14 protein-coding genes are annotated in these 21,457 nt (G+C 63.9%); 8 read left to right on the forward strand and 6 right to left on the reverse strand.

Annotation, left to right across the window (positions count from 1 at the left end):
- Positions 1-454 precede the first annotated feature (454 nt).
- A complete protein-coding gene (dnaB, locus tag QUW00_RS01345) occupies positions 455-1,852 on the forward strand; it encodes a replicative DNA helicase (protein ID WP_289612602.1) in 1,398 nt (465 codons plus the stop codon).
- A 135-nt stretch (positions 1,853-1,987) separates the two neighbouring features.
- Here dnaB and QUW00_RS01350 read toward each other — a convergent pair whose 3' ends face one another.
- Positions 1,988-3,310 carry an ATP-binding protein gene (locus tag QUW00_RS01350; protein WP_289612603.1) on the reverse strand — a complete coding sequence of 441 codons (1,323 nt, stop codon included), beginning with the start codon at positions 3,308-3,310 and terminating at the stop codon, positions 1,988-1,990.
- A gap of 296 nt (positions 3,311-3,606) precedes the next feature.
- On the opposite strand from QUW00_RS01350, the gene QUW00_RS01355 reads away from it, so the two are divergent.
- The 7 genes from QUW00_RS01355 to QUW00_RS01385 all read left to right on the forward strand — a co-directional run bounded on the left by QUW00_RS01355 (position 3,607) and on the right by QUW00_RS01385 (position 18,039).
- Positions 3,607-4,893 (forward strand): adenylosuccinate synthase, encoded by a 1,287-nt coding sequence (locus QUW00_RS01355; protein WP_289612604.1) that lies wholly within the window; start codon positions 3,607-3,609, stop codon positions 4,891-4,893.
- Between the two features lie 12 nt (positions 4,894-4,905).
- Positions 4,906-5,817 carry a DegV family protein gene (locus QUW00_RS01360; RefSeq protein ID WP_289612605.1) on the forward strand — a complete coding sequence of 304 codons (912 nt, stop codon included), beginning with the start codon at positions 4,906-4,908 and terminating at the stop codon, positions 5,815-5,817.
- Positions 5,818-5,826: 9 nt separating this feature from the next.
- Positions 5,827-7,137: a phosphoribosylamine--glycine ligase gene (gene purD / locus QUW00_RS01365; protein WP_289612606.1), complete on the forward strand. Its 1,311-nt coding sequence runs from the start codon at positions 5,827-5,829 to the stop codon at positions 7,135-7,137.
- 909 nt (positions 7,138-8,046) lie between these two features.
- Entirely contained in the window at positions 8,047-13,566 is a 5,520-nt protein-coding gene (locus tag QUW00_RS01370; protein WP_289612607.1) for a Spy0128 family protein, read from the forward strand.
- Positions 13,567-14,318: 752 nt separating this feature from the next.
- The gene (locus tag QUW00_RS01375; RefSeq protein ID WP_289612608.1) at positions 14,319-15,047 is read left to right on the forward strand and encodes an NUDIX domain-containing protein; all 729 of its coding nucleotides are present in this window, start codon (positions 14,319-14,321) and stop codon (positions 15,045-15,047) included.
- Positions 15,048-15,312: 265 nt separating this feature from the next.
- Positions 15,313-17,088, forward strand: coding sequence for an ABC transporter ATP-binding protein (locus QUW00_RS01380; RefSeq protein WP_289612625.1), 1,776 nt, complete (start codon positions 15,313-15,315; stop codon positions 17,086-17,088).
- An 18-nt stretch (positions 17,089-17,106) separates the two neighbouring features.
- Positions 17,107-18,039: a hypothetical protein gene (locus QUW00_RS01385; RefSeq protein ID WP_289612609.1), complete on the forward strand. Its 933-nt coding sequence runs from the start codon at positions 17,107-17,109 to the stop codon at positions 18,037-18,039.
- 242 nt (positions 18,040-18,281) lie between these two features.
- Here the strand turns inward: QUW00_RS01385 and QUW00_RS01390 are convergent, their stop codons facing one another.
- The 5 genes from QUW00_RS01390 to QUW00_RS01410 form a co-directional block, all read right to left on the reverse strand.
- Positions 18,282-19,343 carry a type IV pilus twitching motility protein PilT gene (locus QUW00_RS01390; protein WP_289612610.1) on the reverse strand — a complete coding sequence of 354 codons (1,062 nt, stop codon included), beginning with the start codon at positions 19,341-19,343 and terminating at the stop codon, positions 18,282-18,284.
- 82 nt (positions 19,344-19,425) lie between these two features.
- Complete coding sequence (locus tag QUW00_RS01395) at positions 19,426-19,956, reverse strand: hypothetical protein (protein ID WP_289612611.1); 531 nt, start codon at positions 19,954-19,956, stop codon at positions 19,426-19,428.
- Positions 19,956-20,438, reverse strand: coding sequence for a hypothetical protein (locus QUW00_RS01400; RefSeq protein ID WP_289612612.1), 483 nt, complete (start codon positions 20,436-20,438; stop codon positions 19,956-19,958). The genes QUW00_RS01395 and QUW00_RS01400 overlap by 1 nt, the downstream gene beginning before the upstream one ends.
- Positions 20,435-21,160 carry a DUF4860 domain-containing protein gene (locus QUW00_RS01405; RefSeq protein WP_289612613.1) on the reverse strand — a complete coding sequence of 242 codons (726 nt, stop codon included), beginning with the start codon at positions 21,158-21,160 and terminating at the stop codon, positions 20,435-20,437. The genes QUW00_RS01400 and QUW00_RS01405 overlap by 4 nt, the downstream gene beginning before the upstream one ends.
- The gene (locus QUW00_RS01410) at positions 21,157-21,432 is read right to left on the reverse strand and encodes a hypothetical protein (RefSeq protein ID WP_289612614.1); all 276 of its coding nucleotides are present in this window, start codon (positions 21,430-21,432) and stop codon (positions 21,157-21,159) included. Before QUW00_RS01410 ends, QUW00_RS01405 begins: the two co-directional genes overlap by 4 nt.
- Between the last annotated feature and the right edge of the window lie 25 nt (positions 21,433-21,457).

Here is a 21,457-nt window from a genome sequence, read left to right on the forward strand (position 1 = left end):
GGATAACCAGTTGAGAAATCCACAGGTACGCGCTGCAAAAGGCGCAAGTGCTGAAAACCATGAGCGTTCGGACTGGATAGCGAAAGCACTCCGATTGCATACAGCGTGCCCTCGTTTTCCTGCGGAATGAATAAAGCATGTGCTATTACCTGCGGTTTCATGAAACCTTCAAGTAAAGCTTTAATAAAAACCCCGTAAAACGCCGGTCAGTTTTGTATAAGTGCAGGTACACGGCGCGCTGTGGAAAACTCGCCCAAAAATCGACGCAAAATTGTGGAAAACGTTGATAAGCGGTGTTTTGCCAAGAAGTTCGGGGCGATCTATCCACACCCCGGTGTTGATAATCGAATCCACGCAGGTAGCGCCTGAGAACCGCCCCATTGACACGGGCGGATGCTTTACCATGGAGGGCGCACACGCAAGCAACCGACCGGTCTGAAAGGAAGGAGCGGGCATGCCGTCGTCCTCGTCCGACTATTCGTGGTCGCCCTCGGGCGTCACCGATCGCGGGGCCCGCATGGGCCTGCCCAACAACACCGAGGCGGAGGCCAACGTCCTCGCAGCTATGCTGCTGTCCTCCGAGGTCGTCGAGGAAGCGCTCGTGGAGCTGCTCCCCGATGACTTCTATCGCCCGGCGCACAAGACGCTCTTCACCGCCATGCACGAGATGTACGATCGCAACCTGCCGATCGACGCCATCTCGCTGGCGGACTACCTCAAGTCGACCGACAAGCTCGAGGCCGTGGGCGGCGAGGCCTATATCCTCGAGCTCATGGGCCAGACCCTAAGCCTTGTCAACTGGCAGCACCACGCCGGCATCGTGCGCCGCGACTCCATGCTGCGCGAGATCATCGGCGCCACCAACCAGATCAACGCCCTTGCCTACGACGCGCCCTCCGACACCAAGGAGGTCATCGAGCGCGCCGAGTCCATGCTGCTCTCGGTGACCGCGCGTGAGGTTCGCAGCTCCTACAAGTCGCTGACCGAGTTCATGATCGAGGCCTACAACGAGGCCGAGGAGGTCTGCGCGGCCGGCGGCGAGGTGCACGGCGCACCCACCGGCTACCCGAGCCTGGACCGTATGCTCATGGGCCTGCGCGAGGGTCAGCTCGTCATCATCGGTGCGCGCCCCGCCGTCGGTAAGACGTCGTTCGCGCTGAACCTCGCGTTGAACGCGGCGTCTGAGGGCTACACGGTCGCGTTCTTCTCGCTCGAGATGTCGGGCAAGGAAATCGCCCAGCGCTTCATCTGCGCGCACGCCCAGATCAACATGTCCAACTTCCGCACGGGCCGCATCTCGCCGCAGGAATGGGCCAACATCAACGAGGCGACGCAGGACCTGTCGCGCCTGGACATCCTCATCGACGACACGCCGGGCACCACGGTGACCGAGATCCGCGCCAAGGCGCGCCGCATGCTCCACAACAAGGAGAAGTCGATCATCATCCTCGACTACCTGCAGCTGGTGAGCCCGCCGGCGGGCCGTCGCGCCGAGAACCGCGCCGTCGAGGTCTCCGAGATGAGCCGCGCCCTCAAGATCATGGCCAAGGAGCTGGGCGTGCCCGTCATCTCGCTGTCGCAGCTCTCGCGTGCCGTCGAGTCCCGCACCGGCAAGCGCCCGCAGCTGTCCGACCTGCGCGAATCGGGCTCCATCGAGCAGGACGCCGACATCGTCATGTTCCTGGACCGCTCGAGCTCCGAGCAGGAGGCCGGCCGCGACGACCGCCCGCCCGAGGGCATCACGCGCGTGATCGTGGCCAAGAACCGTTCGGGCCCGATCGGCGACGTGGACCTGGTCTTCCTGCCGGCGTCCACCAAGTTCTACGAGCTCAACGAGCACGCCGAGGAGTAACGGCGGCTCGTGTCCGGTGCGAGGCGGGAGGGCCAGCTGCAGCTTGGTCCTCCCGCCTCGCGGCCTGTGGAAGCATTTTTACAAGGTATGCCGACCCTGCTGCGATGCGACTGGACCGCATCGCCCTGGACGCGTTTATTCGGGGTGCTCGAATAAAAACATCGCCATCCAGAGGGGGAGTGTGACCTTCTTGCCGTCGCGCCCCACATTTCCGTCGATGAGCTTGTAGCCTAGATGCACGTCGTTTCGTGCGAGCATGTCGTTGAGCGATGCCGTCGCGCCTCGTCCGGCCTTGACTTCGACGGGAACCACGGACCCCTGCCAATCCACGAGGAATTCTATTTCCCGTTTGGAATCTGCCGAAATCCAGTAACGCAGGGGGATGCTCTTCGCCGCGAGCATGCACGCGACGAGGTTTTCGTACAGGCCGCCCTTCATGGGGCCTGTAAGGGTGTTGTCTATGATTGCGGCCTTGAGGGAGAAGTCGTGCATGGCGAGCAGCATGCCGGTGTCGTTTGCGTAGACGCGGAAACGCTTGTCGTCCGCGTAAGCGGAGAGCGGGAAATTCGGACTCGAGACCGCTTGGCACCACTGGACCATTTCCGCCCCCACGAGCCAATCGATGGACCCGTCGAATTTCCGGGCACGGCCGCCGCGCTCGATCGCGGCATAGGAGAATCGCGTGTTCTCCTTGGCTAGTTGCCTGGGGATTGATTGGTAGCAGCTACGGGCTTTGACGCGTTCGGTGGGCGTAGCGTAATGGGCGATATCATCTAGGTAAAGTGCGTGCAGTTGCGTTTGGGTATCGTGCACGATGCCGTAATTGTGTGTTTCTATATAGCGCTGTACGACTTCCGGCATTCCGCCGATGGCGAGGTATTCGCGCAGCAGCCGCATCATTCGCTCGTTGACACCCATCTGAAGCGGCTCAAGTCTGTCGAAGTGCCCACGCAGGAGGTTTATGGCTTCGGGATCATATCCGTTAGCCCAGAGGAATTCCTCAAAATCGAGCGGATGCATGGTTACTTGGCGTTCGTATCCTACGGGCAGTGAGGGGGCATCCTTCATCTCTCGAAAACGAAGTCCAAGAAGCGATCCGGATGCAATGACGTCGTAACGGCCATCTTGCGCGAGATATTTCAGTGCCGTGCGAGCCTGTGGGCATTCTTGTAGTTCGTCAAGGAAAATAAGCGTATTGCCCGGAATGAACCGCACTCCGGGAATGTACAGCGATATGCGCGCGGTGATGGTATTCGCATCGAGGGCTTCAGCAAAGATCTCCCTGTATTCAGGGTGCGCTATGAAATCGATGGGTATGAACTGCTCATAATCGCTGGCGCCGAACTGGTTTACCACAAATGACTTTCCGACTTGTCGTGCGCCGTTGATGAGAAGGCATTCCGATCGATGCGTTTCGCGCCATTGGCGAAGGTAGGAAAGCATCTTTCGCTTGAGCATGGTCGCCTCCACGGTGGTAGAGCACGGATGTGGTATAGCTACGAGGAAAAATGCCACTTTTCGAACATAGCACTCAGTATATTATGCCACTTTTCGAAATTCAAAATACAGTATAGTCGCCGTTTTTCGCATTCGCCTCAACGCGCTGACGGTCTTCATCGAATTCCCTATGATTATCGGGGGCTCCATCTGCCAGATGCATCCGTCCCCGATGGCGGACGGTGCCGCCCCGCCGTATAATAGGAATGTTTGAGTGCCAAGACGGTGCGTACATCGTCTGTATGTAAGGAGAAGACATGCCTTCGACAGTGTTGGTCGGAACCCAGTGGGGCGATGAGGGCAAGGGCAAGATCTGCGACCTGATCGCCGGGGATTTCGACTGCGTCGTTCGCTATCAGGGCGGCAACAACGCCGGCCATACCATCGTGGTGGGCGACCGCAAGTACGGTCTGCACCAGGTTCCCTCGGGCATCATGTACCCGGAGTGCATCTCGGTGATCGGCAACGGGTGCGTCGTCAACCCCAAGGTGCTCCTCGAGGAGATCGACATGTTCGAGGCGGACGGCATCTCGACCGCCAACCTGAAGGTCTCGGGCAACGCGCACGTCATCATGCCGTACCACATGGACCTCGACGGCGCCTACGAGCAGCTGCTCGGCGACCACAGCATCGGCACCACCAAGCGCGGCATCGGCCCGTGCTACCAGGACAAGATGGCGCGCATCGGCCTGCGCATGCAGGACCTGCTCGACGAGGGCGTCTTCCGCGCCAAGCTCGCCCGCGCGCTCGACCGCGTGAACCCGCAGCTCGAGAAGATCTTCGGCATGCCGACCTACACCGTCGACCAGATCTGCGAGGAGTACCTGGCCTACGCCGAGCGCCTGCGCCCCTACATCTGCGAGAGCGGCCTTCTGCTGAACGGTCTCGTGGAGGAGGGCAAGTCCATCCTGTTCGAGGGCGCCCAGGCCACCCTGCTCGACATCGACCACGGCACGTATCCGTACGTGACCTCGTCCAACTGCACTGCCGGCGGCTCGGTCACCGGCTCCGGCGTGGGCATGAAGAACATCGACCGCGTGCTCGGCATCATGAAGGCCTACATCACCCGCGTGGGCGAGGGCCCCATGCCCACCGAGCTCGCCTACGAGACGCCCGAGGGCCACACCCTCACCGAGGACGGCTACGAGTACGGCGTGACCACCGGTCGCCGCCGTCGCTGCGGCTGGTTCGACGGCGTGATCGCCAACTACGCCGCTCGCGTGAACGGCCTGACCGACATCGCCCTGACCAAGCTTGACGTGCTGTCGGCCTTCGACACCATCAAGGTGTGCGTGGCCTACGAGTGCGACGGCGTGCGCTACACCACCGTGCCCGAGCACGAGAGCGCGTTTGCCGCCGCGGTGCCCGTCTACGAGGAGCTGCCCGGCTGGAAGTGCGACATCTCCGGCTGCCGCAGCTTCGATGAGCTGCCGCAGGCGGCCCAGGACTACGTGGCCTACATCGAGAAGCTCGCCCACACCCGCGTGAGCTTCGTGTCCGTCGGTCCCGACCGCGAGCAGACCATCAACCGTTTCTGGAATTAAGGAACCCCGACAATGCGCAAGTTTGCAATTGTCACGGACAGCGCGTCCGATATCAATCAGGAGACGGCCGAGCGCCTAGGTATCCGCGTGATTCCGCTGCACATCGTGGCGGACGGTCGCGACTACCGCGACGGCGTGGACATCCAGATCGGCGAGTATCTCGACCTGATGCGCGACACCAAGGAGCTCCCCCAAACCTCGCAGCCGGCCCCCGCCGACTTCATCGAGGTCTACCGCGAGCTGGTGGACGAGGGCTACAAGGACATCCTGTCCATCCATATCGCACGCGAGCTGTCCTCGACCATCGAGACCCCGCGCTTTTTGGCGCGCCAGATGCCCTCGGGCGTGCGCCTGGAGGTCATCGACAGCCATTCGGCCACGGTGGGCGAGGGCGCCATGGTGCTCGAGGCCGCGGCCATCGCCGAGCAGGGCGGCACCATCGACGACGCTATCGAGCGCGTGCGCGCCATCCGCGACACCGCCAAGATCTACTTCATGCCCGACAACCTTTCGAACCTGGTCAAGGGCGGACGCGCCACGCGCGCCCAGCACCTCGCGACGTCGATCTTAAACGTCAAGGTCGTGATCGAGGTGGGTGAGCGGGGCCGCATCGAGGTCGCTCATAAGGCCAAGGGCCTGCGCAACGCCGTCGCCTTCATGGCCCGCAAGGTGGCCCGCCGCTCCCAGGAGCTCGGACCGCTCATCTACTACAAGCTGCACACCCGCTCTCCCAAGGCGATCGCCATGCTGGAGAAGCCGCTCGAGACCAACGAGCTCGAGGGCGTCTGCGGAGGTGTGGCAACCATCGGACCGTGCATCGCTACGCACGTGGGCGAGGGCGCCGTGGGTCTGCTCAGCTATCCCGCCGCTCTGCACAGCCCGCTGCTTGACGACGCGGATATGTTCCTCAAGGCCGCTTTCTAGGGAGGACCCATGGCCGTTACGAACGACGCTTCCACTATCGACATCCTGCTCCTGGGCAGCGGCGGCCGTGAGCACGCGCTCGCCGTCAAGCTGGCCGAGTCTCCGCGCTGCGGCAAGCTGTACGTGGCGCCCGGCAACGGCGGCACGGTCGCGGTGGGCGAGAATGTCGAGCTCGACGCGGAGGATCCCGCGGCCGTGGCCGACTTCGCCCGCGAGACGGGCTGCGGCCTGGTTGTGATCGGGCCCGAGGCCCCGCTGGTGGTCGGCGTGGCCGACGCCGTGCGTGAGGCGGGCATTCCCTGCTTTGGCCCGGGTGCGGCCGGCGCCCAGATGGAGGGCTCCAAGCTCTTTTCCAAGCAAGTCATGGGTCGTGCCGGCGTGCCGACGGCGGCCTACGGCTCCTTCACCGACGAGGAGTCGGCGCTCGCCTACGTGCGCGAGCAGGGCGCTCCGCTCGTGGTGAAGGCCGACGGCCTTGCGGCGGGCAAGGGCGTGATCGTGGCCACCGAGCTCGCGCAGGCCGAGGAGGCCGTGCACGAGTGCTTTAGCGGCGTCTTTGGCGCGGCGGGCTCCACGGTGGTCATCGAGGAGATGCTGACCGGCCCGGAGTGCTCGCTTTTGGCCTTTACCGACGGCCGTTGCGTGCGCCCGATGGACACCTCCCAGGACCACAAGCGCGCTCTCGAGGGCGACCTGGGTCCCAACACCGGCGGCATGGGCGTCTACAGCCCGGTGCCCATCGTGACCGACGAGGAGCATGCCGAGATGGTGCGCATCATGGAGGCCACCGTGGCTGAGCTTGCCTCCGAGGGTATCGATTATCGCGGCTGCCTGTATGGCGGCTTCATGCTGACGCCTGCCGGCCCCAAGGTGCTGGAGTTTAACGCGCGTTTCGGTGACCCCGAGACGCAGGTTATCCTGCCGCGTCTGGAAAACGACCTGGTTGAGGTCATGCTGGCCTGCGCCGAGCAGCGCCTGGACGAGGTTGAGCTTTCGTGGCGTCCCGAGTACGCCGTGAGCGTGGTGTTGACGAGCGCGGGCTACCCCGGCAGCTACGAGAAGGGCAAGGTCATCACTGGTATCGAGGATGCCGATGCCATGGACAACGTGACGGTGTACCACGCCGGCACGCGCATGGACGACGAGGGCCGCGTGCTCACCAACGGCGGCCGCGTGCTCAACGTGACGGCGCTGGCGCCCACGTTTGAGGCCGCGCGCGATTTGGCGTACGAGGCCTGCGAGAAGATTGACTTCGAGGGCAAGACCCTGCGCCGCGACATCGGCCTGCGCGCGCTGCGCGGCCGCGAGGCCTGGAACTAGCTGGGGCTTCGGCGGCTGATACAAGTTTTGCTGGTAGGGCGGTGCGCCGGGGTTTCGGCGCACCGCTTTTTTGCGTGCGGCGAAGCGCAACGGCTTGTTGGCAGCCTGGGGCTGCAGAGTTTTCGGCGCACCGTTTTTTGCGCAGGAATTTGGCTTGCGCGGAGTGTGAGGCGTGCTGAGCGAGTGCCAGCCGTGCGGCGGCGTCCGTTTGAGTGGGAGCGGGGCGCGGCGACGCCCGCACCGCTTTACCCTGAGCAGCTGTTGCTTGCGCCGCCCGCGCTACTTCGCCCGATGCTCGCACCTGCCATGCTCCGGGGCCGCCGCGACGCACCCCTATATGGTCGTTTTGCCTGTCGGGCTGCCCGTTTGGCGGCAGCAGAGACGATACCCCCGTTTAGGGGACGGTTTTGCGAGGGGTGCCCGAGTATAAGGGTTTTTCGGGTGAAGGAACCCGCAGGTAGAGAGCTCGCCACTCCCGGCTCTACTCGAGGGGTGACCAAAAATCCGTCCCCTAAACGGGGGTAGTGCGTTTTGGGGCGCCGCATCGGGGTGTTGGGGCTGTGGGATGGGCTTGCTTGCCTTCCTGAGTGAGTAAGACCTTCGCGTATTGGTTGGAAATGGGTCGGTTTTAGCTGGAAATCTGTTGAGTTTTTGTGGAGATGTGGTCGGTGGGCACACCGGCTCATCTCGAATAACCCCCTGTTACAGGCCATAAGAGGTGAGAAAAGAGCGCATCCCGGGCGGGGTCAACATAAAAGAGCAGGTAAACGTGGGGTTCTGCGCGCGTTTTGCGTGATAAAGTTCTCATATCTGCGATTCGTCGCAGATTCGTTCTGCCTGTTCAAACCGCGGGCAGTTCGGTCGGGTTTTAACGCAGCACTGAAACGAACTCGCGTAAAGGGGTTTGCCATGAGTCGGAATCTCTTCCGTAAGGGTACGGAGCACGGCGGCGCTTCTCGTTTGGTGGCCGCACTGGCTACAGCTTCGCTTGCCCTGTCGGCCCTGACCGTCGCGCCGGGTATTGCGCAGGCGGCAATCGACAGCCCGCAGAACACCGTGACCGGCGTGTCGCCCCGCGGCACGACGATCAACCTGTTCGATTACTGGATTCAGGGTCGTACCGACAACGACCAGAACAATGGGCAGAATTGGCAGAACCGCGGTATTAACGCAGGCCATGTGCTCAAGTTTGGTGCGGGCATGGGCACCGAACAAAACGCCGATTTGGTCGATCTCGACTCTATCAACGATTGGACGGGCGACGCAGAGCCTCGTCAAGGCATCGTGGCGAGCAAGCTCGGCGGAGACGGCTATCCTTCGCTGAGCGGTGATGGCGGTATCGGCACCGAGTCCCTCGACTACCTCTTTGACAGTTCGAGCTTTGATGGTAAGGCGGCCTACACTGACGTCGACGGCCTGCTGCAGGTCGATGAGGACGGCTACTACTATTACAACAGCCAGGAGAACTTCGCGCAGTTCAACGATGACGGCAGTGGCAGCGGCGACTTCACGCTGTATGACGAGTGGGCCGTCTATCCGGGAGGCAGATCCCCGAAGGGCCAGTTCTTCCCGTTTAACACCGGCGAAGAGGTGTTTAACGAGACGAACAACGGCATCGAGCCGAAGAACATCAAATCGACCAATGAGGTTATCAACCACTACTTCGGCATCCATATGTCCACGCGCTTCATCCAGCAGGACGGCGGCTACAACGCGCCCGAGGGCACGCCGGGGCGCCAAGCGGTCACCTATAACTTCTCCGGCGACGATGACGTCTGGATCTACATCGATGGCGTGCTCGTGGGCGACCTGGGCGGTATCCACGACGCCACGTCCATTGAAATCAATTTTGCGAACAACGATCGCAATTCCAGCGGTCGTGTCTATGTTTACGACGACATAAACGACAACAATCAGTACGACCAGGGCGAGACCATTTACAACGGCAACGGCCAGGGCCAGACGCTCGCCGAAATCATGCGCGCTGCCGGCGTGACCGCCAACCTTGACGGCGTCACCTTCGCCGACGGCACCTACCACACCCTCGACTTCTTCTACCTTGAGCGCGGCAACACCGACTCCAACATGTCGCTCAAGTACAACCTCGTGAACATCCCCGAGTCCGGCATCGTGAAGGTCGACCAGTACGGCACCGGCCTTTCGGGCATCCAGTTCACGCTGCAGCAGGCTAACGCCAACTATGAGGCTATCGAGGGCACGACGCCTGTTACCGGCCGCACCAACTCCAACGGTGAGATGATCTTCACCTACGAGAACAATGCCGGCCAGGAGATCCCCATCACGCTCGAGCAGCTGGGCAGCCGCAGCGGCTACTGGATCCTGACCGAAACCATCGACACGGCGACCAACGGCTATCGCAGTGTGGGTACGGTCAAGCTGCGCTTCTCTAAGATTAACGATGACGGCACCGGCGACGGCGTGCTGCTTTCGAGCAACCAGTGGGAGACGGGCGCCTACTCGCAGGCCCACGTGACCGCCACGGCGACCACGACGGTTACCGATGTCGATGGTGGCACCTATGACCCCGCGGACGGTCTGATGTTTGCCGTCGTGACCAAGATCAACAACGGTGAGCACTACGCCGTGACGGGCGATGCCTTCAGCGGCTGGGATGTCGCGACGACCGCGATCGATGACGCCGCCACCAGCAAGGGCGCCATCGTGGATGCCGCGAAGGCGTCGGGCTACATCTTCCTGCTCGGTTCGGGCGGTGCCTACCAGACCACTATCGAGGACCTGCCGGGCGACATCACCACCTACGAGTACATGATCAAGAACGGCCAGGGCAGCACGCAGACCGCCCAGTATGCGGTCAAGTACTACTGGTCCGATGCGACTTCGCTCGATAACCTGTCTGATCAGAGCACGATCGTCGAGATCAATCCCGAAGCCGGCCAGGGCTTCGACCGCATGTTCTCGGTGACGCTCTCTATCCCCAACACCAAAAACGAGCTGACGCTCCACAAGACCAACGCTGACGGCACCGATGATCTTCAGGGCGCTGTTTACACGCTGTACGCGGATGAGAACCGCAACGGCCAGCTTGACACCGGCGAGCAGCCCGTGGCGGAGAACCTGACCACGGACCAGAACGGCATGGTGGAGATCTACTCCAACGTTGACGAGAAGCTGCTGGCCAATGGCTACTACGTGCTCGTGGAGACCACGGCGCCCGCGGACTATGTCCTGGACGAGACGCCCATCCAGATCGTGGTGGACGATGACGGCGTGCATGTGAACGCCGGCACTGACTCCGATAACATCTCCGTCGAGACGGGCATCGGCGACCTCGTGTACAGCATGCGCGGCTTTGCCGCCGACGACCAGATCGACGCCACCCTCCACGAGGTGAAGGCGCAGCCGCAGACTGCGACGGCTTATGAGGGCGAGCAGACCGACTGGAAGGGCGTCGACGGCGTCGAGTTGCACTTCCAGTATCGTGATGAGACCGACGACAACAGGTTCACCTACCAGCCGTCCAACGGCAGCGATGCCACCTACACCGCCGACGCCGGCTGGTCGCGCTTCAACGTGACGCAGTGCATGTCTGACGAGCACGAGGGCGGCAACAACACCGACTACAAGCAGGATCTGGGCAACCAGAGCCTGAACGGCCTATTCACCGGCGACGTGACCATCCACGTGACGAACGAGAAGGTTCCTGTTACGAGTTCGCTCACCATCAAGAAGACGGTAATCGGTGATGATGCCCCTGACGGCAAGGCATTTGACTTCAACTTCAAACTGACCGATGCGGACGACAACCCGGTGACGGGCACGTTCTCTGCGACGACGCATCATGCGGATGGCACCGAGTCTACCGATGAGCTCACCATCACCGCCGATAACAACGAGTTCTCCCTGGCTGATGGCGAAAGCATCACCATCAGCGGCCTGCCCATCGACACGGCATACTCGGTGACCGAGAAAGCTACGGCGTACTATGAGTCGAAAGCTACGGCGACTTATCCGAGCGTGACCGAGGTTGATGATGCCACCGGCGAACTGAAAGTGACGGGCACTATTCCTGAGAGTGGAACTACCGTCGCCTATACCAATACGTTCTTTGGCTCGGTTCATTACGACAGCCAGACACGCATAGACATCGTTAAGACGTTTACCGGACGTGACATGAAGCAGGGCGAGACGTTTGTCATTAATGTCCAACCCAAGGACGACGCGTCTGCCAAGTTGATTGGGCTTAAGAGCGCCGATGACGTGCTGCCAGTCACGCTTTCCGGTCTCAAAGATGGCGTTAAGTCCATTACTGACCTGACTGACGGCAAGAATATGATCTTCACGAAGGACAACGTCGGTACGTATGTCTATACGGTGTCCGAGGAGCGTCCTGACAGCAACCCGAATAACGGCATAACGTATGATGAAGTGGTATATACCGTGACCATCGAAGCCACGGCGGATGCGGAGAATGTGGTCACTGTTAAGACGACCGTAAGCGGCACCGATGGCTATAACGATGAGTCAACGATTACCGGCAGGCTCCATTCCAGCACGGGCGTCGATCTGCCCTTCGAGAACACCTACAAGGCCGAGGGCCAGCTTGGTGGCAGCGCTGAGGGCGCCACGAGCATCAAGGCCCACAAGACGCTTGAGAACGACACGCTTGCCGGCGACGACTTCACCTTTAGCGTGTGGTCGGTGAACCAGGATGGCGATGCCGTTGACGAGCTCGTCAAGGCGATGAACGGCGCCGACGGCGACATCGTCTTCCCGGCTATCGTGTACACGACCGACACGCTCAAGTCTGCCGTCGAGAACGGCATCGCCCAAGAGGGCGCGAACGCCGACGGCAACACGACCTATACGTACAACTACCGCGTCAGGGAGGACACGAGCGGCTTTGCCGATGAGGGTCTGACAACTGCAAGGGCGGAGTTTAACGTGACGGTTGTGGTGACCGACAACGGTGACGGCACGCTCGGTATCGAGGTCACGTATCCCCAGGGCTATGAGGATGGCCTTGAGTTCGTGAACACGTACGGCGAGGATGCATCGGCTGATCTCGTCGTCGCCGGCACGAAGATCTACGAGACCAACGGCTTCGAGAACGCTCCGGGCATCACGGGCAAGTACACCTTCACGCTGACGGGCATTGATGAGGATGGCGACCCCGCTCCGTTGCCCGCGGGCGCGGTGGACAACGCGGTAACTGCCACGAATCAGCCTGCCAACTCGGTTTCCTTCGGCACCATCGAGTATGGCATCGAGGACCTGAAGGGTAAGGACTCCATCACGTTCACCTACACGGTGACCGAGGAGGGCTCCGTCGAGAGCGTGGAGAACGACTCTGAGGCCGCGACGGGCAAGACCTTCGAGGTGACGCTGACCGACAATCAGAACGGCACCATCAGTGTCGACGCGGACGCTCAGCAGGCCGCGGGCCAGCAGTTCAGCTTCACGAACACGTATGATGCCGAGCCGACCGTTCCCACCAACCCGACCGATCCTGCGACCGGGAACCTGACCATCACCAAGACGCTTGCCGGCCGTGCGCTCAAGGAGGGCGAGTTCAGCTTCACCATGTCCGCTAACGGCGAGTACGGCGAGGCTGTGAGCCCCACTTCTATTACCGCTACCAATACCGTGAACGATGACGGTACGAGCAGCGTGGTCTTCGGTGACGGCTTTACGTTCAACGAGTCCGGTGACTACTCCTTCACCATCAGCGAGGACAACAACGCCCTCGGCGGCGTGGACTATGACGTGGCGACGTACACGGCCGTGGCCCATGTTGAGGATGACGGAGCTGGCGCGCTTACGGTGACGTGGACCGTAACCGACGCCGAAGACAACGAGGTGAGCGAGATTACGTTCGCCAATACCTACAAGGCCGAGGCGACCAGCGCTTCGTTTGGTGTGAGCAAGGAGCTCAAGGGCGGTGCGCTTGCCGAGGGCCAGTTCAGCTTCGAGCTGACCGGCTCCGAGGGCGCGCCCATGCCCGAGAAGACGACCGTTGCCAACGCGGCTGACGGCTCGGTGAACTTCGGCGAGATCTCCTATGAGAAGGCCGGCGAGTACGATTACACCATCACCGAGGTGAACGACGGCCAGGACGGTATCGTCTACGACGAGAACGTCGACCGCACCGTCCACGTGAGCGTGACCGACAACGGCGAGGGCACCCTTGTCGCCGAGGTCACCTTCGGTGAGGATGGCTCGCACTTCGTGAACGAGGACACCACGAGCGAGGACCCGAAGGATCCCGAGGATCCGCAGAAGCCCGGCGAGGGCGAGGAGCCCGGCGACGGCGAGAAGCCCGGCAAGGGTGATGGCTCCGGTGAGAACCTTGCCCAGACCGGTGACTTCACGATCGCCATCGTGGGCGGCATCGTCGTGGTCGCTGCGATTCTGGTGATCGTTGGCGTCGTGATGCGTCGCCGTTCCTAATCTGGCATAGGATGCGCCGGTTCGGCGCGCTCCCAAGCTGATTAACCCGGCCCCAGCTACGCTGGGGCCGGGTTTTTGCATGCCAAGGCGCGACGGCCGGCCTGAAATGGTGTCAGACGCTGCCTTACGCGGCCCTCGGAGAGCCCCATTTTTCACTACCCCCGTTTAGCGGGATTGCCTCGGGGGCGATTCTGCCCATCTTGCTAGCCGGAAGGGCGCGCAATTGCCCATACCCCCGTTTACGGTTCGGTTTTTGCGGCTCCCCTCGAGTAGCCCGAAAACTGACACCGCCCTGACCTGCGGGTTTCCCGGCGTGGATGGGCTGTCTACTCGGGGTGCCCCCGCAAAACCGAACCCTAAACGGGGGTAGTGATTTCCGGTGCGTCTTGCGCTTGGTTTCAGAACGGGTTGGGGCGGAAAAGCCAAGGAAGAAGTGGCTGCAAGATTCGAGGCAACGTTTGGCGCTATTGCGTTGGAGAAGGATATCCGCGAGGTTGTGTGGGGCGTGGTGGTGGGGGCAGGCCGGAGGCCTGCCCCCACCACCGTGACGCCTCGAGAACGTGCCGTGCGTAGAGAACGCCAGAGCGCCAGTCCACTACCGCCAAAGCGCGGGGCGGCAGGAAACGTGCTCGCGGAATGGGAATACCGTGCCTGCGCTGTAGGCGCTGGAAGCGCGTTCCCTTTCGTGCCACAATAGGCATCGCTAAACCGAATGAGCAGGCCTTTGCCTATGCAAGAAAGGCGTGAACAGCATGGAAAACGAATCGATTGAAACCGCGGCCGAGCTGGATGACATCCAGGCCGACGCCGCCGACGCCGCCGACGCCGCCGACGCCGCCGACGCCGCCGACGCCGCCGAGGCGCAGGACGCGGAAGACGCCGCCTGCGAGCAGGAGGAATACGTTCCCGCCCTCGTGCTCGGCGACGAGGATGAGCGCGACCCGGGCCTCCACGAGCGCATCCTGTCCGAGGATCGCGCCTGGAGCGGCAAGATCTTCAATGTCGATACGCTGCAGGTCGAGCTGCCCAACGGCCACACTTCCCGCCGCGACATCGTGCGCCACCACGGCGCCGCCGCCATCGTGGCCCTGACCGAGAGCGGCAAGATCGCACTCGTGCGCCAGTACCGCACCGCGCTCGACCGCGTGACGGTCGAGCTCCCCGCCGGCAAGCTCGATCCGGGCGAGGACCCGGAGGAGTGCGCCCGCCGCGAGCTGCGCGAGGAGACGGGCTTCATCGCCCACCGCATGCGCTACCTCACCACGATCGCCAGCTCCTGCGGCTTTTCCGACGAGCTCATCCACATCTACATGGCCACGCAGCTCGAGTTTGACCAGGCCTGCCCGGACGAGGACGAGTTCCTCAACGTCGACCTGGTCCCACTGACCGAGCTTATCGACGCCGTGCTTGACGGCAAGATCCAGGACTCCAAGACCGTTGTGGGCGCGCTTGCCTGCGACGCCATCGCCCACCGTCTGTAACGCATCGGAGGGGAGCAGCTGGTAAAGGCTGTGCGGCAAGGGGTTGGCAGGCTGGCAAGGAATCACGCCGCTTTGTCAGTTGCGGTGCCTATTTCTGCTGCCGAGGCTTTCCGCTCGGAAAAGCCGTATACCCAGCCCGCCACGCCCCTAGCAGCCGCGTCCCTACCCGCTGCGCCTCCAGTCAGCCGCCGCCCCAGCCAAGCGTTGTCCGTTCCACCCCCTCACGCCATAAAAGGAGAGACCGTTGTCCAAGCAACAGTCCGGAATGTTCCGCCGGTTCATCGCCTACTACGGACCCCAGAAGCACCTGTTCATCGCCGACACCGTCTGCGCGCTCGTGCTCGCCGGCATCGACCTGGCGTTTCCCATCGTGCTGCGCAACCTGACCGGCGGCCTGTTCATGGAGGGCCCGCAGGCCATCATGGGCTCGCTCGCCTTCATCGCGACCGGCCTTATTGCCATGTACCTCGTCCGCACGGCCTGCCGCTACTTCGTATCGGCCCAGGGCCACATCATGGGCGCGCGCATGGAGTCCAAGATGCGCGAGGACCTCTTTGACCAGTACGAGCGCTTCTGCTTCTCCTACTTCGACCGCGTCAACTCCGGCGACATGATGAGCCGCGTGGTCAACGACCTGTTTGACATCTGCGAGGGCGCCCACCACCTGCCCGAATGGATCATCATCTGCGCCATCGAGATCATCGGCGCTTTCGTGATCCTGTTCACCATCGCGCCGGCGCTTGCCGGCATCATGGCCGTCATCACCGCCATCTTCGTCGCGATCATGGTCCGCCAGAACCTGACCATGCGCGCGGTCTTTGCCGACAACCGCCGCAAGATCTCGGGCGTCAACTCGCAGCTCCAGGACTCACTCGCCGGCATCCGCGTGGTCAAGTCGTTTGCCAACGAGGCCACCGAACGCGAGAAGTTCCGCCGCTCCAACGAGGCCTACCTCGAGTCCAAGGTCAACCAGTACCACGCCATGGGCGCCTACCAGGCAACGAGCGCCCTCATGACCGGCGCCCTCTACACCACCATCGTGGTCGCTGGCGGCCTGCTCATCGCCGCCGGCCAGATGACCGCCGTGGACCTGGCGACCTTCGCGCTCTACATCTCGCTGTTCGCCACGCCCATCGAGACGCTCGTCAACTCCACCGAGACCTTCCAGAAGGCCATCGCGGGCTTCAAGCGCATGGACGAGGTGCTCGCCACCATGCCCGACATCGTGGACGCGCCCGACGCGCAGCCGCTCAAGGTGGGCCCGGGCGCCATCGAGTACCGCGACGTCTGCTTCTCCTACAAGGATGTCGAGCTGGGCGGCCGCGCCGAGGGGCGTCCGGTCATCGACCACCTCAACCTGGCCATCCGCCCCGGCGAGACCATCGCGCTCGTCGGCCCGTCGGGCGGCGGCAAGTCCACGACCTGCTCGCTGCTGCCGCGCTTCTACGACATCGACGCGGGCTCCATCGCCATCGACGGCCAGGACGTGCGCGACGTCACGCAGGAGTCGCTGCGCCGCGCCATCGGCCTGGTGCAGCAGGACGTCTACCTGTTTGACGGCACGATCGGCGAGAACATCGCCTACGGCCGCCCCGGCGCCACGCTCGCCGAGATCGAGGACGCCGCCCGTCGCGCCAACATCCACGACTTCATCACCTCGTTGCCCGACGGCTACGACACCGTGGTGGGCGAGCGCGGCAGCCGCCTGTCCGGCGGCCAGAAGCAGCGCGTGGCCATCGCGCGCGTGTTCCTCAAGAACCCGGCCATCCTTATCCTGGACGAGGCCACCAGCGCGCTCGACAACGAGAGCGAGGAGGCTGTCCAGCAGGCCCTCGAGGAGCTGGCCCGCGACCGCACGACGATCATCATCGCCCACCGCCTGTCCACCATCAAGGGCGCCGACGAGATTGCGACCGTCGAACATGGTCAGGTCGTGGAACGTGGCACGCACGAGGAGCTTCTCGCACGTGGCGGCACCTACGCCCGCTACTATCGAATGCAGTTCGAGGGCGTACGCGCAGGCGAGACGCCCCTGCAGTAGGTTCGATGAGGATTGACGATGGCCAGAAGACCGCCACTCACAGCTGAAGAAGCCACCGAGCTCTTCTCGGAGCTGGACGACTCCGGCGTCGTCGACCCGCTGCGTGCCCGTGACGCGGCCCGCCGCAAGGAGATCCGCGACAAGGTCCGCCGCGAGGGCGGCGCCGAGGCCGTCAACAAGCTCGAGGCCGACCACCGCAGCCGTCGGCGCGCCAGTCAGGCCAAGGTGGACCCGCTCTCGGCCGACGACCCGTCGGGCTCAAAGGCGGGCGAGGCCATCTCGCGTATGGCGGTGCTGTGCATCGTGGGCGTGCTCGTGCTGGTCGTGGGCATGCAGGTTGCCTACGGCGTGAGCCGCCGCCTGAACACGGCGAACCTCTCGGAGCGCACCACGGTGGAGACCGTCACGCACGCTATGGAAAGCGGTGTGGAGTGGGGCAACGGCTTCACGCAGTTCCCCAGCGAGTTCACGGTCAACGAGGCCGACGAGCGCACGGGCGTCGTCGAGGTCTCCGTGGTGGACACGACGTCCAAAAACGAGCTCGAGCTGCTCTCCAATTCGCAGATCGCCGCGTCGGCGCTGTCGACCAACGCCCTGCTCAACGACAAGATCAACCGCGTGGAGTACAACGTGTACGTGCGCGTGGACGACGAGGGCAACTTCGTGCACGACAGCTTCTTCGGCTTCGTGAAGGGCCAGGGCGCCCTGCGCGCGATGCTGACCTTCATCTGGACCAAGGACGTGTCCGAGACGTCGAGCACCATCGACTGGCAGCTGCGTATTGTGGGTATGGACGACGAGACAGCCGAGAAGATCCAGGAGCAGGTGAACTCCGTCTCCTCGCTGGCCGAGAGCTCCGAGGTCACCCAGGACGACATCGACGACATGGAGGCCGAGCAGCGCCTGGAGCAGCAGCTCAACGGCCCCGAGGTCTTCCTCGGCAAGGAATAGCGGCGCGGCGGCAGGCTCCTGCGGGAAGGCCCTGTCAACGGGAACGGGCGCACCTGGCGGGTCGCGGGACAGCTTCCGGCGACCTACCGGGCGCTCCCGTCCTTGTGGGAAAGGCGGCTCCGTCGGCGGGTGGCAGGCGCTTGGCACAGGCGAATAGCGGGCCCGGCCGAATGGCGGGCCTAACCGAATTGCCGGTCCAACCGAACACTTACCCTAACCGAACGCCTGTCCCAACCGAACACCTACCCCAGCCGAATAGCGAGCGCCTCCTGATGGATGGCGTGCTGCAGGGCCGTCTCGCGCGTGATGCGCCCGGCCTGCACCAGCTCAAACAGGCTTTGGTCCATGGTGCGCATGCCCTCGGCGCCGCCTGCGGCGATAACGCTGTCCATCTGGTGCGTCTTCTCCTCGCGGATCAGGTTGCGGATGGCCGTGTTGGTGATCATGATCTCAAACGCCGGTACCACGCCGCCGTCGACGGTGGGCACGAGCTGCTGGCTCACGATGGCCTGGAGCACCTGCGACAGCTGCATGCGAATCTGGCGCTGCTGGCTGGGCGGGAAGGCGTCGATGATGCGGTCCACCGTGCCGGCCGCGCCGGTGGTGTGCAGGGTGGAGAAGATGAGCTGCGCCATCTCGGCGGCGGTGACGGCGGTGCCGATGGTCTCGGGGTCGCGCATCTCGCCGAGCAGAATCACGTCGGGCGACTCGCGCATGGCTGAGCGCAGCGCCTCGGCGTAGGTGGCCACGTCGGTGGGGATCTCGCGCTGGGTCACGATGCAGCTGCCATGACGATGCACGTACTCGATGGGATCCTCCATGGTGATGATGTGGCCGGAGCGCTCGTGGTTCAGGCGGTCGATCATGCAGGCGAGGGTGGTCGACTTGCCCGCGCCGGCGGGGCCCGTCACCAGCACGAGGCCCTTCTGGAAGCGCGCCACGCGCAGGACCTCCTCGGGGATGCCATAGGCGACAGGGTCGGGCAGGCCGAAGGGAATCACGCGGACGACGGCACCGAGCGATCCGCGCTGGCGGAACACGTTGGCGCGGAAACGGCCCACGCCGGGCAGGGCGAAGGAGAAGTCCTCGTCGTGGTTGCCCAGCTGGGCGAAGGCGTCATACGAGCGGCCCGCGACCTCGTAGATGGCGCGGACCATCTGCTCGGTGTCGGCGGGCATGAGCGGGCCGGCGTCGGAGCGCACCTGGCGCCCGTCGACCCGGTAGGTGAGCGGCAGGCCCGCGACCACGAAGATGTCCGAGGCGTGCGCGTCGATCATGCTCTTGAGGAACTGCTCGAGGTTCATGGTGTCTCCTGTTCTGCCAAAGGTTGGGCGCAAGGGCGCCGGTCGGTCGGGTGGTCGCTCGCGGGGGCGAGCGCGGGCGGGGTTATGCGGGGCCCTGCCAGACGGTGTCGCTCGTGTCCTCGGTCCACAGGGCGGACGCCTTCCAGGCAAGGACCTCGCAGGTGAGGTCGTCGGTGATGCCGATCTGTATATCCAGGGCGCGCGCGTTGTCGGCAACGAGGCGCACGGACACGGTGGCGGCCGCGCTGTCGACGGCGGCGAGCTCGACGGCGGGTGCCTGCTTGTCCGCTGCGGTGTCCGTGGCAGCCGCCGCATCGGCCGCGTCGGCTGCCAGCTCGGGCAGGGTGCGGGACAGTCGGTCGAGGGCATCGTCGCGGTCGGCGTCCGCCACGCGCAGGGCGGCAAGCTCGCCGTCGAGGGAGGCGAGCAGCTCCTGTCCGGCACGCTCGTTGATGTAAAGTGCACTTACCGATGCCGCCTGCCGCTCGGAGCGGGCGAGGGCGGCGTGCGCCGTGACCAGCGCCAGCACCGCCATCACGGCAAGGCAGACGATGATGACGAGGGCGAACAGGCTGATGGGGCCCATGCGCACCGAACCGCTTCGACGTGCCATCAGCCCACCTCCCCGTCGTGTGCGCCGCCGCCGCCCGCCTCCGTGCCGTCCTCGGCCGCGCGGGCGGTCGCCAACTCATAGACGACGGTGCCGTCCGCATCGGTTACGGTGATCGTCGCGCGCAGGGGCGCCACTTCGTCATCGGAGGGCGCCTCGACGTCGCACGTGGCGGTGAGGCCGTCTTCCTGCGCGGGCTCAGATGCGGAGGCAGGGTCGGCGCAGAAGCGCTCGGCCATGTCGGATGCGAGCGCCACGGCGCTCTCGAGCTGCGCGGCCTGGGCACCCGTGGCGCGGGCGCGTGCGAAGGCCTGCATGAAGATGCCGAGCGATGCCACCAAAAACAGCAGAAGCACCAGGGCCTCCACCAAAAAGGCCGTGCCATGCCAGCTGCGGCTCGCGAAGGCGCCTGCACGCTCGCCGGATGCGCCGCCGGCAGCCATATCGGCGCCGCCCGTCATTGCGGTGCGTTCTCGCTTGCTCATGCGCCCTCACCTCCCGCGCTGCGCAGGGCCGCGCTGGTGGTTCCCTGGTCGGTCGTGATGGTCAAAAGCCCCGCGGAAGCGTCGTAGGCGACGTCAAACGTGTCGCTGCGCACCACCGTCAGGGCGTTATCCGGGTCAAAGGGCGCATCGGCAAGCGCATATTCCTGCACGATGGAGCCGCCGTGCAGGTAAAAGCGCGTCTCGTAGGTGCCCGAGTCCAGGCGCTCGGTCAGCACGAGCGCCGCGCCTTGCGGCCCTTCGCCGATCGACACGGAGTCCGCGGCGTCCGTCGCGTGGACGGCGTTGGCGATCAGGCCGGACGACAGGCGGCTGTCCGATGACGCGCCGTCCGCCGCGCGCAGGGCGCGATACACGCCGGTGCCGGCGAGGATGGCCAGCAACAGGGCCACCGCGAGCAGGGCGAACAGGGCGACGGTGAACACGCGCTCCGATCCGGCAAGCACACGCAGCGCGCCGGACTCGGCGGCATCGGATCCGGCAAAGCGCGCCTGCCGGACGGCATCCAGCAGCATGTCGCGCCGGCTGCTCGCGTCCGTATCGGACGAGGTGTCCCGTCCCGCGGCGCTGCGCTGCAGCTCTGCGCGCTGGCGCTCGGCGATCAGACGCCCCATGCGCCCGTGCGCGCTGCCGACGCCCGTCGCGCGCCCGATACTCGATCCGTGTCCGGCAGCGCGGCTGCCCGTTGTCCTGCGCATGCTCATCGGGGCACCACCCTCACGGCAGGGGGTACGTTGGCGGCGTAGGACTCATAGGTGATGGCGTACTCGTCGCGGTTCACGACTAGGCCATAGTGTTCTTCTAAATAGGTAAGCGATGAGGGATAGGAACCCTCTATGGCACAGCACTGCTGGGCGGCATCCAGAATGGACGCGCGCACCGAGACAGCGCCCTGCTCGCGCAGCATCGCCTGCGAGCCCCAAGCGATGCCCGCCGCCACCGCCAAGGCGATAACGGCTGCGACCAGGGCAAGCATCCACCCGCCTATGCGACGGCGCCCG

It is taken from the genome of Collinsella tanakaei (assembly GCF_030373545.1).
GTDB lineage: Bacteria > Actinomycetota > Coriobacteriia > Coriobacteriales > Coriobacteriaceae > Collinsella > Collinsella tanakaei_C.